Below are 16,615 nucleotides of genomic sequence, written 5' to 3'. Positions count from 1 at the left end.
AATGACATGACGTACTAAAACTGCTCTAAAGCTTGTTTCACATCTTTCATTAGCCACATAGGCGTGGATGTAGCACCACAGATACCTACACGCTCATCCGGTTGGAAATTCGTCTCATCAAGTTCGGCAGTGTCAGAGATAAAGTAGCTGTTTGGATTGGCCTGCTTACATACATCGTAAAGCACTTTACCGTTTGAGGATTTCTTCCCAGATACAAAAACAATTTTGTCATACTGGCGCGCAAAATCGCCCAAATCCTCATACCTATTTGACACCTGTCTGCAAATGGTATCGTTGGCCTTCACTTCGTAGCCCCGTTTTATGAGCTCTTCCTTTATAGCATAGAATTTATCGACACTTTTTGTCGTTTGGCTATACAGGGTAAACGAAGCTGGTAGTTCCGTTTGATCTAATTCTTCAAGATCCTGAAACACTAAGGCTTCGTTATTGGTCTGTCCCTGCAAACCAATCACCTCAGCATGGCCATGCTTCCCAAAAATCAAAATCTTCTCGTTATCGTCGTAAGAAGTTTTAATCCGGTTTTGCAATTTCAATACCACGGGGCAGGATGCATCAATTAGTGTGATATTATTTTCGAGTGCGGTGCGATACGTCTCTGGCGCTTCCCCGTGCGCACGAATCAATACTTTTTCGTTGCTCAGCGTAGCAAGATCTTCGTGTGCAATGATCCGCAAACCTTTGGCTCTTAACCGAGCTACCTCCTCATCATTATGAACGATATCGCCCAAGCAGTATAGATAGCCGTCTTCTTCGAGGATTTCCTCGGCCATATCAATGGCATAAACCACACCAAAACAAAAGCCGGAGTCCTTATCAATCGTTACTTGAAGATTTTTAGCCATACACAAAGTTACGCATTACACAGTACATTCAATTAATTTCAATAGTTAAAACACGTTTTTGACAATTTGGTTTCCTTAAATAAAGAAAACCCGGATCATACGATCCGGGCCTCTCACTACACTTTACACTTGCTTAATTATACCCAGCGTTTTGGGCTAAGTTTTGGTTTAACACCCGTTGATTGTTCGGGATTGCAAATATGGTTTTATTAATGTCTGTTGGTTCGTGATCCCACCAGGAGTCGGTATGGAAACGACCGAAGCGTATCAGGTCTTGCCTTCTGAACCCTTCGAAGATAAACTCACGGCCTCTTTCTGCGAGTAGTTCTGTCATCGTCAGCGTCGCCGAGGTGTACGCATAGGCAGGCCAATCCGCCGCCGAATATGCCCTACGCTTTGATGCATTAATTAATTCTACAGCTTCGGCGTTGGCGCTGCCGCCATTTTTGCGCATCAATGCTTCAGCCTTTGCAAAATACACCCAGGTCAAACGATAAAAATGCCAATCTGTGCTATTGTAGCTCGGATGAGCGATGTGCCCCAATTGATATTTATTGAAACGCACACCACTGGTTCCTTCGCCAGTTGTCATGTCTGAAGGTAGCAATTCAGGATCGGTACCATTACGTATTGCCTCTAGGTTTCGGCGTATGTTATCCACAAAAACTACCGGCTGCCCTTGGTATTCATCATTACTTCCCAATACGGGCTGTGTGGGATCATCAAAACGCATTTGCGGGCCATGCAACATCCATGCTGTCTTACGTAAATCTGCTGTTGGAAAAGTATCATAAACACCAGGAATGACTACCGTTCCGTCGTTCCCATTTCTTCCGCCCCCGGTTATAGCACGGTGATTGAAATAGAAAAAGTCGCCCGTCCATTGCGGTTGCGTATTGGATCTTTGAAACTCATAAGCTAATGCAAAAATAGTTTCTTTAGAAAGATGGTTATCCGGTTTGAAAGCATCGGTAATATTTGGATCAAGCGCCATTTGACCGTTTTGTGCGCCGGCATTTCCATTGATTATCTGGTTTGCTGCCGCAATACAGTCGTCCCATCGCGCCGTACCTGTCCAGACTTCGGCATTTAGGTACAATTCAACTAACATCGCGTAAGCACCTGCCCGAGACATACGACCTGTCATCTCCTTTGATAAAACCGGGATCTTATCAATATTCTCTAATATTTCTTTTTCAATAAAATTAAATACCTCAATCCTTGGTGCCGTAGTAGGGCTCGCAGGAATTCCGACTTGCGTTACGATCGGCACATTCCCCCATATATCCATAATCTTTAGATAATGAAACGCCCGAAAAAGCTTGAGTTCGGCTATAAATGCTGCTTTTTCCTCCTCTGTAATCCCCATGCTTGCAATATCGCGTCCTTCCAATGCTTCAATAGGAGACGTACATAAACCCATTCCCCAAAACATTAAGTTCCAAGCCTGTTGTATAGCCGAATCGTCCCCTGTCCAGGTATGGTAATGCAATCGAATCCATTTACCACCATCTTGTCCGTGCCTACCTTTCACCGGCCAAGCCAGTTGGTCTGCGGAGTATTCGCTCAGTCGCCACCAGCCATCTTGGCCAGGTGTCGCCCAAGCATTTGCATGCGTGTAGGGTCGCAAAACCGCTGAAATTACTTCTTCGCGTGTGTTATAAAAGTTCTCGTTTACCAGTGTATCATACACTTTTTCGTCAAGGTTTGTACAGGCATTCATGGCTGCCATGCTACTGAGTATCCCTAACGCGTATATTATTTTTCTAAATTTCTTATTCATCACATTCATTTTTTCCAATGAGTTTCTGTTAAAATCCAATATTCAAACCAACAAGGAATGACCGCGTCGTTGGAAACCTATCACGACCATCTACGCCAGGTTCCAAGCCATAATCTCTAACCAAATCTGGATCGTTACCTGAGTATTTGGTGAACAGCGCTAGATTTGTTCCTGTGACATATACCCGGAAGTTGCGGATGCGCTCGCTATTTAATTTGAAGGTGTAACCTAAACTAACTTCGTCCAATTTTACATGTGAACCACTCTCGATATAATAATCAGAATACATGTAGGTATCTTTTAAATCGGCATGCTTTGTAAAGGCATCATTTATTAAATTATTAGGAAGAGTGATTTGGTTTCCATAAGATAATTGTGTCGTGTTCAGAATATCGTAACCGAACTTACCGCGGAAAAACACACGTACATCAAAGTTTTTATATTTTACCGTGTTCGTCAAAGAGGCGAAATACTTAGGCATAGCATTTCCAATAACGGTTAAGTCATTATTTGCGATGTCAACGCGCGAGTCATTGATCTGATCAAAAGAAACTGCCGAGCCATCACGCTTATAAAAGAGCCATTTTCCTTCTTCGGTGAAGCCTGCAAAGCGTTTGCCGTAAAAGTCACCAACACTATTGCCTTCGAATGTACGAATTGCGCTTCCCAAGTCTCCAGAACCGCCAATACCGGCAAAATCCCGGTAACTCGCCTTATAGACATCATCGGAAAAACGATCCATACGGTTTCTGTTTGTACTACCTATAAAGTCGATTGACCAGGTCACATTCTCGTTCCGAACAGGCACAGCATTCAATGTTAATTCAACACCTTTAGAAGACATTTGGCCTACATTGGTGTAAATAGAATTCATGATCAAAGAGGGTTGCTGCGATGTATATGTCCCCAAAAGATCCTTTGTAACACGTCTGTATAGATCTATTGCACCGCCTAGTCTACCAGCCAAAAGAGAAAAATCTACCCCAATGTTGTATTCGTGCTTCGTTTCCCATCTTAAATTAGGATTTGGATTGGTTGTAGGACCATATGTTTGACGCCAAACATCATCGGGATATAGATAGTTGTTACCTGTGCCAAGCGTAACTAATGAACGATAGTTTGGTATATCCTGATTTCCCGTTACGCCATAGCTGGCACGCAACTTCAGGTCGTTGATAAAGGTCAAATCTTTGATAAAATCTTCAGAACTCAAGTTCCACGCCGCACCAACCGATCCGAAATTACCCCACTTGTTATTCGCACCAAAGCGCGTAGAGCCGTCACGACGATATGTACCTTGAATCGTATATTTCCCATCATAGGAATAGATCAACCGTCCTAAGAAACCAATAATCTTATTGTCATTCTTCCAGCTTCCCATCTCTCCACGACCCAAGGCGAGTTGGTTACCTGCATTTAAGTTATTCTCCTCGAAAACATCATTGGGAAAACCTCGGTTGGTGGCGTCGAAATTTTGATTCACCTCATAGCGATAACTATATCCTGCAACTGCATTGATGGAGTGAACGTCTTTGATCACGCGGTTAAACGAAATGGTAGGTTCAAACGCATAACGGAATTCCAATCTGCTTGCCTGGGTCGCACGTCCAAGTGCCCCAACGCTGTTTTCTATCGACGATTCCGAAAACCTTGAAGCATAGCTACCGTCAACCCATGAATCTCGCTGAACCGATCCAAATACATTAAATTTAAGGTCTTTGATAATTTCGTATCCTATTGTTCCGGCAAGTGTCGTGGTCTGTTGCTGACGACGATAATGTTCTTCCGCCAATCGTGCCACTTCATTGGTGGACGTAGGCTCATAATACCATGTACCGTCCTCATTTTTTAAAGGCAAAGTGGGATTCCTTGTATAGGCCCATTCCCATCCACCACCGCTATACATATCATTCCCGCCACCTAGACGATTTGCATTATTGATATTAGTAGCAAAATCTACCTGCGTCGTCAAACGATCTTCAAAACCGCGACCGTTAAAGTTAGCACGTACACCATATTCTGCACGACCGTTTTCACGCGCAATACTTTGCAAATCACGATAGTAAGTACTGGCTCGGAAGTTATTATTTTCTCCGCCTCCCGATATCGCAAGGGTTTGATATTGGCTTAGGTTATCTTTTCTCAATAATTCATCCAGTGCGTCGACACTTCCGCCCAAATCAGTCTCTTCATCGATCAGACCTTCCGCGATTTTTTGTCTATATTCATCGGCACTCATGAAGTCTAATCTTCTTGCCAAATAATCCCGGTTTACAAACGTGGAATAATCAAAGCGTGTTTTACCAGCAGTACCTTTCTTGGTAGTAACCAAAATAACACCACCATTGGCTTGCGTTCCATAAATAGCAGCTGCCGATCCGTCTTTTAGCACATTTATAGACTCTATATCTGCCTGCTGAAGCAGATCGAGGTTCCCCCCGGGGATACCATCAATAACAACTAGAGGTGAGTTTGTCCCTGCGACAGACGTCGCTCCACGAAGTTGTGTGACTGTACCTGTGTTAGGATTAGAACTACCTCGGGAGACTTGTAGACCAGCGACCTTACCCTGCAGCAGGTCGAGTGCGTTACGTGCCGCGCTAGAGCGGAAATCTTCTGCTTTGATATTGGTGGATGCTGCCGTTATTTCTGACTTTCTCGCCGTACCATAGCCTACAACCACGACCTCATCCATACTACGGCTATCTGTACGCATGACAACCTGCAAATTTGTAGAATTACCTACTTTAACGTCTTCGGGCTGATAGGCGATATAGGTAAATTGTAAAACATCGCCTGCTTGGGCTTGAATACTAAATCGACCATTCTGATCGGTAGAGCTTCCTTCCGTTCCGCCTTTTACACGAACAGTAACACCTACAAGCGGGCTTTGATCTGTGGCACTCGTCACAACACCATTAATGCTGCGTTGTTGCGCATAAGCTAACCCACCGCTATACACGCTAGTGAATAGCAAGAGCAGGAAGCACATGAATTGCCGAGCATTAGTATACCGGCCTCTTCTTCTCAAGTTTAATTTAGTCATTATTTTGGATATTAGATTTTCTGCGGTTCGTAGCTTTTCTTATTCAAATTGCACATAGAAAACTTAGGCTAATCGTTTTAGTGCATAAGTGATGAAGGTTCTTGCGTTTCATAGTATAATAATTGCCGGTAGTTTTACGTTAGTAAATGTAAATTTAGGCTTAAGTAGGTATCCAAATTGTGAATGAAATCCTAACGACTTGTTAACAGATTGTTAATATAAAACGTATTAGCTAAGATTGGGAGTTATCAATAGCTTCAAAAGAGACAGGGCAGTAATCAAAAGCAGAATAAACGCTCTTCCGCTAAAGGCGTATGCTAGTCTCCACAGTCACCTTATCGTGGGCTACGGACGGTTGTAATGGAAGTAAGAGGAAAAAGGGGTAGTTTAAGTGAGGTAGGTAATCGATTTAGATAGAGGGTAAGCCTTTTACAAGACACCAAGCTGTGCGCAAGCCGATAAGGCTCGCGCATGCTAATAAAATTATGATACCATCGAACTTTTTGTCGTATCCAGGTTACTGTAAACAGAATTTTGAGATATAAACTCAGGGACGATCGCTTTAAGTTGTTTTACGACCTCGAGCTCCGTCTGTTCGTCGCGACCATGCTCAGACTGTAAATAAGCACACATTTGCTCGATTTGCAGGCGTTTCATCAAGAGATCATTTGTTGACACCTGTGCAATCATAATTTTAGGATGATGCGTTGCAATGGTATTCTCATTATTAGCAAGGAGCTCCTCAAAGATTTTTTCTCCAGGGCGAAGACCCACGATTTTAATATCAATATCTTGTGGGTATCGGTATCCTTTAAGCTTAATCATACGCTTAGCCAAGTCTATAATCTTGACAGATTTACCCATGTCAAATACAAATATTTCTCCCCCGTGACCCATTGTCCCTGCTTCCAAAACCAACTGACAGGCTTCTGGAATCGTCATGAAATAACGGGTAATATCTGGGTGGGTAAGTGTAAGTGGACCACCTCGTTCCATTTGCTTTTCAAAGAGAGGTATCACAGATCCGTTGGATCCTAAGACGTTCCCGAAGCGAGTTATAATAAAGTTTGTACGACTTCGTGCATTACAAGAATTAATATAAATCTCCGCAGCACGCTTGCTGGCTCCCATGACATTGGTAGGATTAACGGCCTTATCGGTAGAGATCATGACAAATTTATAGGCATCAAATTCCATGGCTAGATCAGCCATGATACGACTACCATATACATTTGTCCAAATCGCTTCATAAGGGTTGTCCTCCATTAAGGGGACGTGCTTATAGGCGGCAGCGTGAAAGACAACTTCGGGACGATATTTTTCAAAAACTCTACGCATAAATATACGGTCGCGCACATCACCTACAATGAAATGACTACTTTCCGGATGCTGCAGATGGATGGTTTGCTGCAGGTCGTACAATGGAGATTCAGACTGATCCAGTAAAATTAGTCGTTTGTAATTTACGCGTGCGATCTGTCTGGCGAGTTCACTTCCTATTGATCCAGCGGCGCCGGTAACAATAATCGTCCTATCGTTAAGCTCTTCCTCCACAATAGGATTATTTAGCCGGATAGGCTTTCTCCCTAATAAATCTTCGATTTGGAGCTTGCGTATCTGCCTTTTTCCACCACCATTGAGCAAGGAACGTCCCGGCTGCATTATTTTAAGCTCAATATTTAAATGTTGAAAATGATCTGTCACACGAGCTAATCGCTCCGGATCATTATTCTCCACCGCAATGATAACCTCATCAATATCATGCTTTCTTACATAATCCTCATCAATATCAGAAATGTGAAGAATCCGAATACCCCGAGAATTTTTGCCAACCCTATTCGACTTATCTTCAACAAAAGCAATGACTTTATTTTTCGCTCGGATATCGTCGGTTAGCATAGCATAGGCTACAAGGCCTGGACGAGATGCGCCAAATATAAGTACATGTCTGCTTTTACGTTTCGTGAAGAACAATATTTCATAGAGTTGCCTGTAGGCTACACGAGCAGCTACCAGCATCACCATCGTGAAAAAACCGTGGGTAAAAATTAAGGAGTACGATTGACGAAGATAATCGCTCACCAACGTATCCTTCGGAAAGAATTGACGTACAGCAAAACTTACTACGAAAATCATCATGCAGGCAAGCCACACCGTTTTAAATATGCGGATAGCTTCACTTAAGCCGGTATGGCGTACAATGTCTTTATACGTGCACATGATCAAAAATGTTGCCGTGTAAGCTGTCAAGATCAGCAACCCTTTCTTGACCATTAACTCGACATCAAATCCCCCTGTAAAGCTATTTACAATAAAATGAGACACGACATAGCAAGACAATACAATCACTATATCAAGCAGAAGAATAACCCACCTCGGATTATCTTTCCGCAATCTTCTTTTTAATAAAGCCAATTTCATTTGCATGCTCACACGTTTAGATCCGTCTTATTATTTCTATTTAACTCCGGCTATCTCCCTCCCCGGCTCAACACAGTAAAATCTACACAGATTATGGATTAAAGACAAAAAGGGCACATAGTTGCAAAATCACAATAACTGTGAAAGCAAATAGTGACCATAGATTACGTTCCGCGAATGAGGCACGGATATAGCGTTTTTTCAAATTCTGCATTTTACAAAGGTAGATTAAAAGGATAATCTATTTTTGAATTAAGCAATAACTATACCGAATCTCAATCCCTCAAAAATAAGCATCTGCGTTTGTCACCGCAAATCAATTTTTTCATTGTGCATTTAAAAAATAAATAAAACGTTTTTGTGAAGTTTGAAAAACATGTTATCTTTGTTCATCATAATTTAGGTTTATAATTGGTTAGCAAAGGTTTTCATTCTCCCCGTTTGAAAACCTTTTTTTATTACTATCCAACTTCAATTTTTCTAAAGAGCTGTTCGTTCGGAGTTGCAAAAATTATTCGCTTACAAAATCTTATCTACAAAATTTCAAATACCGCCAAGAGCCATGTGTATAGACTGCGATTTAACAGATTGTGATGGGTCTGTAAGATTTACTTAGACGCTATTTGAAGAGTTTTTCAATTGATAGGATAGCTTATTTATACTTTAGGATGAGCTCTACACGGCTGCTAACCTGCAATTTTTGATAGATATTACGGATATGATACTTTACGGTATCTACACTTATAAATAATGTGTTGGCGACAATTTTATAAGACGCACCTGTTTGCAACATAGAGACAATTTCAATTTCGCGTGGCGTCAACTGTTCTGTTTTTTGATACTTCGTTGTAGCTAGAGATGGATTAAAATGTTGAAATACCAGCCGCGCTACCTGCGGACTCATTACTGAACCACCTTGCATCACCTCCAGCAATCGTTCTTCAATCTGGGGCAGGGGTGTGCCTTTTAGCAGGTAGCCAGAAGCGCCAGCACAGAGTGCTTGAAATACGGCATCTTTATCCTCCAACACCGTAAACATAACGACTTGCGCCTCGGGGGACCTTCTCTTGATATACCAAGTTGTTTCAATACCCGATTTCCCAGGCAGTCCAATATCACTCAGCACAATGTCTATGGATTGTGGTTTCCAACCTTCGACTAGTGATTCGTAAGAATTCGCAGTGAACTTGAGATCAAAAAACTTAGAAACGCTAAAAAAGCTAACCAGGAGGTCTAGTAAGTGTTGCCTATCTTCTATTATTGCTAAACGATACTTCCTACTTTCCAACCTGTGAATCTCTCTTTATCATGCCTTATTGCGCTATTGTTATTACCGCCCTGCTTAACCGAGGATCATTGTAGAACATATTTGCTACGCCACCTTTGTAATCAACGACCAACTGCGAAGCGTTCACATTAAATTCTCTCACAAGCACATTGTATATCGCTTCCGCACGCTCTCTACTCAATCGTTGATTGGTAGCTGTGCTGCCTGTACCAGCATCGGCGTAACCCACGATTTGATAGCGAATATCTGGATTCGCTTCTTTTATAACTTTCGCCAAGAAGCCTAAGTTAACACGCGCTTCGTTACTTACAGTACTCTTATTGATAGGAAATGTCACTAAAACTGGTGCTGCAATCATATTTCTTTCCAACACAAGGTCCGTCATCGTTGTATCTTTAGCATTTGCTAATTGTCGACGAAGATCGTCATTGCTCTGCGCCAACTGGTTCACACGATCCCTAAGTGCATTGATTTCTTCTGAATTGTCGTAACGAATAGTCGTTGTTGTTTCTTTATCCCAGTTTCGCTTATTGAATTTATATACTATGCCGACCGCAGCAGTCAGCATGCCTTCATCTTTACGTCCACCTTCTTCGCCATCAAAGCGGTCATGTACCAAGCTTCCGCGAAGATCAAGCGACAAATCCCAGGAATCATTTAACCGGAACTTATTAAATAAACCTAAATTCGCGCTCACCTCATTAGATACAGGTTCTTCCCAAGTAAACATATATCCTATCCCTACGTACGGACTTGCTTCATAAAACCTGTCTGGTTTATATCCGTTAAACAAATTGGTAAAATTAAAAAGAACGTCCGCATGAACGTTCAGATATTTGAACTCCTGATTATACAAGCCTTGTGAAGCGTCGTAGATCACTCCTGTAGAATGGCTCCCATTTTGAGTAGCACCTTTATTTTGTATCCCATTTAAAGCTAAACGAGCACCTATTCCCGGCGTAAACCACTTTCCTAAATGCAACTCAAACGCAGGAACTAGGCGATCCCCGAAATTCATTTGTCTATTATGGTCACCATAAAAATACTGCATCCCTACGCCCGCTCCCACAAACCAGTTGTCAACGAATCTGTTGGTCACAACTTGGTGTTTGTCTGTGCTGACTTCGACAGTTGAATCAGCAGCAACATTTTTTGTTTGCGCAACAGCGCCAGACAACACGAAGGTTAGCCCAAGACAAAGTACAAGTATTTTCATACGATGGTATTTTAAGTGATCAAATTTCATAGCAGATGTGCTTATCAAAGATAAACAGAATAAATACAATTATTCAAAAAAAAGTGCGCAAAAAGCATACCAACTATATAGCTGATCTCTTCAGTTTCAAGGTATATGGGTAACGTTGTTCTAAGGGCATAAAAAACGCTTTTGGAAAAAACGATGGCGATCTACTACTTCTTTTGGCGACAAAGGAGCAGGTTTGCGAGGAAGGCTTCAGTGAAAAGCCTGCGCTATATTGGAGGAGATACCACGAGCGTGCATATGCACACATGCCTCTAGCTCAATTTTAGGGACCGGAAAGGATTGTTTGAATGGTTTTTTGCTATTTGACGCATGCGTACGGTGACATCCTCGTAATAGCAGATCGTGTTCAAGGTGGCTTATTTCTTTTTAAAATAGTTGTCAATAAGATTTTGTCTCTCTTTCAACCATTTAACAAGACTAACAGTAGAAACGCTAAACTCCTTGGAAGCTTCTTCAAGTAGGAGCTCTCCGGAGATTATCTTGAGAATAATCTTTTCTTTCTGTGCTTCTGTATACCTATTTTGCATCATTTTTCGTCGTCACATACGAGTGGTATGTAATGGAAACTAAACATCTCCCCAACAACTTTTTTATAGGCGATTTAAAGTTATCGTTTTCAGAAATAAGCTACAATACGTGAACCCGAAAAGATAATAAATGTAGCAAAAAAACGACAGCATAATCCACAAGGGTTCGCAGTGTTCTGTCGTAAACAAGATTTATTTGACTTGCGCTATCTTACTTAACGCGACAGTGGGGCTAACCGTCTACCCTTACAAAACTTAATATGAGAGGGATACAAACACGACCAACACAAAACAAGTAGAGACGCTAAAAAGCGTCCCTACATCATCCCCGATTCTCTCCACCCTTTAAATCACACACACGCTATCATTAGTCAATTAGGCTGTTCCATGTATTATAAATGTACCTCTGCCCAATCTGTTTCGTTTGAGGTCGTACCGCCTCAATAATCCTTCTACTTCTTTTTATACTTGCCTATCGTTATTACCGCTCTGCTTAAACGCGGATCATCGTAGAACATATTGTCGACACCACCTTTGTGATCAACCTCTAGCTGAGTTGCTGGGACAGAAAATTCACGTACCAGAATATTGTAAATAGCTTGAGCCCGTTCCTTGCTCAATCGTTCGTTGGTTGATTTAGAACCGGTTCCTGCATCCGCATAACCTACTATGCAGTACGTCATATCTGGATCACTTTCTTTAATTACCTTTGCAAAGAACCCAAGGTTGACGCGAGCTTCATTACTCACTGTACTTTTGTTAATTGGGAAAGTCACTAAAATAGGCGCTGCTAGCATATTCTTCTCATCGACGATCACTTCTGTAACCGTTTTGTCTTTCGCATCAGCTAGCTGTTGCTTAAGTGCATTGTTGTCACGCGCCAGCTCATTAATCTTATCTCGTAAGGCGCTTAATTCCTTTTCATTTGTGTAACGAATCACTGTTTTTGTGTTTTTACTCCATCCAGGTTTTCCAAATTTATAAACAATACCCACCGCTGCAGTTAACATCCCTTCATCTTTTCTTCCGCCAAGCTCGCCATCAAAACGATCATTTACCAAGCTACCACGCAGATCCAACGTTAAATCCCAGGAGTCTGCTAACCGGAAACTATTAAACAATCCCAAATTTGCACTAACTTCTCGTGTCTTAGGCTCATCCAATGTAAACATCAAGCCTAAACCCACGTAGGGACTTAATGTGTAAAATCTGTTTGGATTGTATCCGCCTATTAAGTTGCTTACATTGAACAACACATCACCATGCACATTTAAATAGTTGAATTCTTGATTGTATAAAAATTGAGATGCGTCGTAGACAACACCAGTAGCATGGCTACCGTTCTGCGTAACGCCTTTGTTTTTAATACCATTTATGGCCAAACGCGTACCTATACCTGGCGTAAACCATTTACCAACGTGAAACTCGTAAGCGGGAACGATGCGATCGCCAAACTTCATTTGTTTATTATGGTCACCATAAAACAATTGCCCCCCAGCCCCAGCTCCGATAAACCAGTTTTGGAAAAATTTGTTTGTAATTACTCTATTTTTCTCCGAAATTACTTCTACAGTAGAATCAGGGGTAGAAACAGTTGTTTGTGCGGACGCTGCCATGACACAAAGTGAAACTCCCAGAGTAAATAAAATTCTTTTCATAAATTGATAATTTTCTTCCTGTGTATACCTTTAGTTATTGCTTATTTTCCAACACCTTCTAAACCAATCCTCCTTCTTGCAAGCATTAATGCGACAAATTTATACATAAGGGTTTTCTATCACTGTCGGCTTACAACTACATTCCCGGGTTTATCAATTCTTGTAGATGAACAACTACACAAAAGCCGAGCAATATGCAAACGACGGCAAAACACGAGGTTTAACAGGAAATAAAAATTAACGGAAGAAAAAGTGGATCGTCTAGCCTGCGTTTCTTAAGCAGATCGTATTTATCAGGATGTGTAGCGTGGAAAAATAAAGGCGGGAGTAAAAAGAGTTACATAAAAAAAGACCCATGTGCGTTTTTGCACATGGGCCCTAAAGTATCTAACGTGTGCTATTTTAGCGTCTGAACAAGCGGTTGAAGAAACCTCTAAGTCCAGCTTTTTCTTTTTGGTAGCCATAGCCGTAGCCATAACCGTAGCCATAGCCATAACTGGATTTTAGTTTGCGAATACCATTAAGCAAAATTGCCATATTATTTAATTTGCCTTTTCTGTAGATCTTTTCAATTTCCGGAAGGAGACGTCTATCCATGGCACCCGCACGCACTACAAACACTGTTAATTCAGAAATTCTATTCACGACGGCTGCATCCGCGACAAGATCAATCGGCACGTTATCCACTACGATATAGCGATAACGTTCTTTCAATTGTGCTATTAATACATCGAGGCGTTTGCTTAAAAGTAACTCTACTGGATTTGGCGCTATGACACCTATCGGGATAACATCTACACCATTACCCACATTTGCTTTGTACGTAATATGATCGAGTGAAACTGCAGGATCGGCCAAAAAATGCGTCACACCTTTTACTGAACCTAATTTTAAATGATCGCTTAAAGTTCCCTTACGCAAATCCAAATCGAGCAATACCACATTTTGCAATAAAAACGTTAAGCTCGCTGCTAAGTTTACCGCTGTAAACGTCTTCCCTGCGCCAACATTAAATGATGTGAACGTTATGACGCGAATTTCTCGCTCTGCCGAAGACATGAAGCCAATATTGGTACGTAAAATACGAAAGGCTTCTGTCGCGGGATCGCGCCCCTGTTCATTCACGACGACATCATCATTGGCACGTATTGTCTGTTTTGAAAAGGGTATCTCACCCAGAAAAGGAACGGAGACCGCCTCTTCGATGTCTTTCCGGCCGTTAACTTTTGTATCCAATAGAAGCAGTAGTAAAAGTACTACTGTAGGAAGCACAACACCAAATCCTACCCCTGTCATTACCTTACGAGCTTTGCTTGGATAAATAGGTGCTTCGCTTCCAGAGGGTGGATCGACAACACGCAAGTTATCATCGGTCATGGCCTGGTTTAACGCATTTTCCTCGCGACGATTCAATAACAAAATATAAAGTTCTTCCTTTACCTTTTGTTGACGTTCGATGGACAGCATCATGCGCTGTTTTGCAGGTAGTGATTGTGCCTTGGCGCGAGAAGCAGCTTCCTCCTGTTGTAAATTGCGGATACGGATACGTAAACCCATAGCTGCATTATCCACCGAGCGGGAAATATTGTCTCGGATCGCCCGCAAAGCCGCATCCATATCTTTAACTATTGGGTTTGCGGAGTTGTCGCCACCTACCAAACGGTTTCTTTTCAACAGCACCTCATTATATTCCGTAATCTGAGCCTCAATATTATCCTCGACAAGCCCAGTATTACTTGGTATCAAGTCATTCCGGCTTTCGGTGTTATCTATCCTTTGTCGCATCAGCTCTACTAGGCGCAGTTGCGTTTCTATACCTCGTGTGGTAGACTGATATTCTCGACTTTCACCCCAAAAAACACCTGTAGCCGTATTTACATCCATACCCTCATTACGAGCCTTCATTTGTTCCAAATCGGTCTCTACCCCACCTAGCTCAGTCTCAATAATAGCAATACGTTCCTTAATAAATTCAGCCGAATTTTTTGCCACCCGGTTCTTATCTTCCACGGTTTCTTTGTTGTAAACCGTTACCAGCGTCGACAACATATCAGCTGCCCGCTCCGCAGACACATCTTCCAACGACATTTGAAGTAGAGAAGCGTCATCCTCCATCTGTTCGATGCGCATCCGGCTTAAAAAATAGCCTACCATCGACTCCATTGCATTTTTCGAGACAGTTACCTGTTCGCCATAATACGACGAAGTGAATTTGGCCGTTGTGTCAACGACCATATTTCCGAAGGGTGTCTTTATTTCTTTTCCAATGGGTATCGTCGTGTAATTTTCTACATCGCCATCTACTGTTGCAAAGCGTACTTTCGTGGAATCTATTGCTGTAAGCGTAAAAGAAAAATTGCTTTCCGGCTTTATATTTAAAAACTTCACCTCAAAAGGCGAATTACGGTAGAGTTCAACCGTACGTAAACCGTGCTGTACAGAATAACTGACGTCAGATCGCAGCGAGCTTATAGTGTTTCGCATCAGTTCTTTCGAGCGTAGCTGCAAAATCTCACCCGCCACATTCACTGTATTATAATAGGAGTTCAAGCGCGTCGCGCGGCTAACACTCAGCGTGTTAGTCGTGCTTTTTATCATGACCGTTTGTGAGCGACTATATAAGAATTGAGTTTTACTGTATTGGTAGTAATAATACCCGCCAAACAGTAGTACAGACAGGACAAACCAATACCAGTGCAGCAGCAGATATTTAATCAAATCGATTAAGTTCAGGGATTTCCCCTCTTTCTCTCGACTTTCGATATAGGGATTATAATTTGTGTTATCCATAACGAAATTGCAATTAGTTATTCATCAGATTCAGCAGCGTCAACACCATCGTTGCCACGCCTGTAATTAGCCCGAAATAGGTTAATGTTTGCGTTTCTCGTGGCGTCATTTCTCCTGAACGAGGTTCGACATAGACAATATCGTTTTGTTGTAAATAATACGTTGGGGAATTGAATATATCCATCTTCTCCACATCATTCATATACATTTTACGTCCTCCAGCCTCTTCACGAATTACAGCTACTTTATCGGTTTTGGCATTAGCGGTCAATCCACCCGAGCGTGTTATAGCTTCCAATAAAGTGATACGGGAGTCAGGCACGTCCAATACCCCCACACTTCCTACCGCACCCATCATTGTAATTTTAAGATTCATTAACTCAATCTTAATGACGGCATCGCTAATCAGCTTTTCTTGCACCACACGATCTCGTATCATATCGCGCACACCATCTAGCGTCATACCTTCCACATTTAATGTACCCAAAACAGGAAACTCAATGTTGCCTTCCTGATCGACGAGGTAACCCTTATTGGTATTTGCTGTAGGGACATTTGTTACCGCTCCCTGAGACGAAACATTGTATACGCCTCCATCTGGATTAAACGGTATTGCCAATTCCGGATTTTTGGAAGTAATCTGGATACTCAGACGATCGTTCTTTTGCACGCGAAGTGGCGGTACCAACGTCGTATTGTAGACCTTGTCAGGCTCCATATCTTTTAAATAGACGACTTTCTTCGGCACAATGCACGATTGAAAGCTAATAAGACACAAGGCGAAGATAATAATTACCGTATTTTTCATCTTAATTAAGTTACTCTTCAAAAGCTAATATAATCCATCAGATTCTTGGCCGCATCTACCGACCAAAACAATCATCATGGTTGTTTATGTAATTTCTATTTCAAAACCTCGCTACGCAAGGTCTGTTTAATTGCCTTTTCGAAATATCCATCTGCCTATGTTGGATC

The 16,615-nt window shown here is 41.9% G+C and carries 9 protein-coding genes; all 9 read right to left on the bottom strand.

The annotated features are described in order from the left end of the window. Positions 1–14 precede the first annotated feature (14 nt). The gene (locus DI53_RS09790; RefSeq protein ID WP_037498375.1) at positions 15–863 is read right to left on the bottom strand and encodes a 4-hydroxy-3-methylbut-2-enyl diphosphate reductase; all 849 of its coding nucleotides are present in this window, start codon (positions 861–863) and stop codon (positions 15–17) included. A gap of 133 nt (positions 864–996) precedes the next feature. Then, positions 997–2,646 (bottom strand): RagB/SusD family nutrient uptake outer membrane protein, encoded by a 1,650-nt coding sequence (locus tag DI53_RS09785; RefSeq protein ID WP_052072326.1) that lies wholly within the window; start codon positions 2,644–2,646, stop codon positions 997–999. Between the two features lie 28 nt (positions 2,647–2,674). After that, entirely contained in the window at positions 2,675–5,692 is a 3,018-nt protein-coding gene (locus DI53_RS09780; RefSeq protein WP_037498370.1) for a SusC/RagA family TonB-linked outer membrane protein, read from the bottom strand. A gap of 483 nt (positions 5,693–6,175) precedes the next feature. Continuing rightward, positions 6,176–8,119, bottom strand: a complete 1,944-nt coding sequence (locus DI53_RS09775; protein WP_241462401.1) for a polysaccharide biosynthesis protein — start codon at positions 8,117–8,119, stop codon at positions 6,176–6,178. A 646-nt stretch (positions 8,120–8,765) separates the two neighbouring features. Beyond that, complete coding sequence (locus DI53_RS09770; RefSeq protein ID WP_037498363.1) at positions 8,766–9,401, bottom strand: response regulator; 636 nt, start codon at positions 9,399–9,401, stop codon at positions 8,766–8,768. A 25-nt stretch (positions 9,402–9,426) separates the two neighbouring features. Continuing rightward, entirely contained in the window at positions 9,427–10,617 is a 1,191-nt protein-coding gene (locus tag DI53_RS09765) for an OmpA family protein (protein ID WP_037498597.1), read from the bottom strand. Positions 10,618–11,644: 1,027 nt separating this feature from the next. Continuing rightward, entirely contained in the window at positions 11,645–12,850 is a 1,206-nt protein-coding gene (locus DI53_RS09760) for an OmpA family protein (RefSeq protein WP_037498357.1), read from the bottom strand. A gap of 402 nt (positions 12,851–13,252) precedes the next feature. After that, positions 13,253–15,640 (bottom strand): GumC family protein, encoded by a 2,388-nt coding sequence (locus DI53_RS09755; protein WP_037498352.1) that lies wholly within the window; start codon positions 15,638–15,640, stop codon positions 13,253–13,255. A gap of 13 nt (positions 15,641–15,653) precedes the next feature. Beyond that, entirely contained in the window at positions 15,654–16,448 is a 795-nt protein-coding gene (locus DI53_RS09750; RefSeq protein ID WP_037498347.1) for a polysaccharide biosynthesis/export family protein, read from the bottom strand. Positions 16,449–16,615 lie beyond the last annotated feature (167 nt).

The sequence above is a fragment of the Sphingobacterium deserti genome (genome assembly GCF_000757725.1).
GTDB classification, from domain to species: Bacteria; Bacteroidota; Bacteroidia; order Sphingobacteriales; family Sphingobacteriaceae; genus Sphingobacterium; species Sphingobacterium deserti.
Note: the sequence above shows the minus strand (reverse complement) of the source record. Positions and strands in the feature narration are given on the sequence as shown.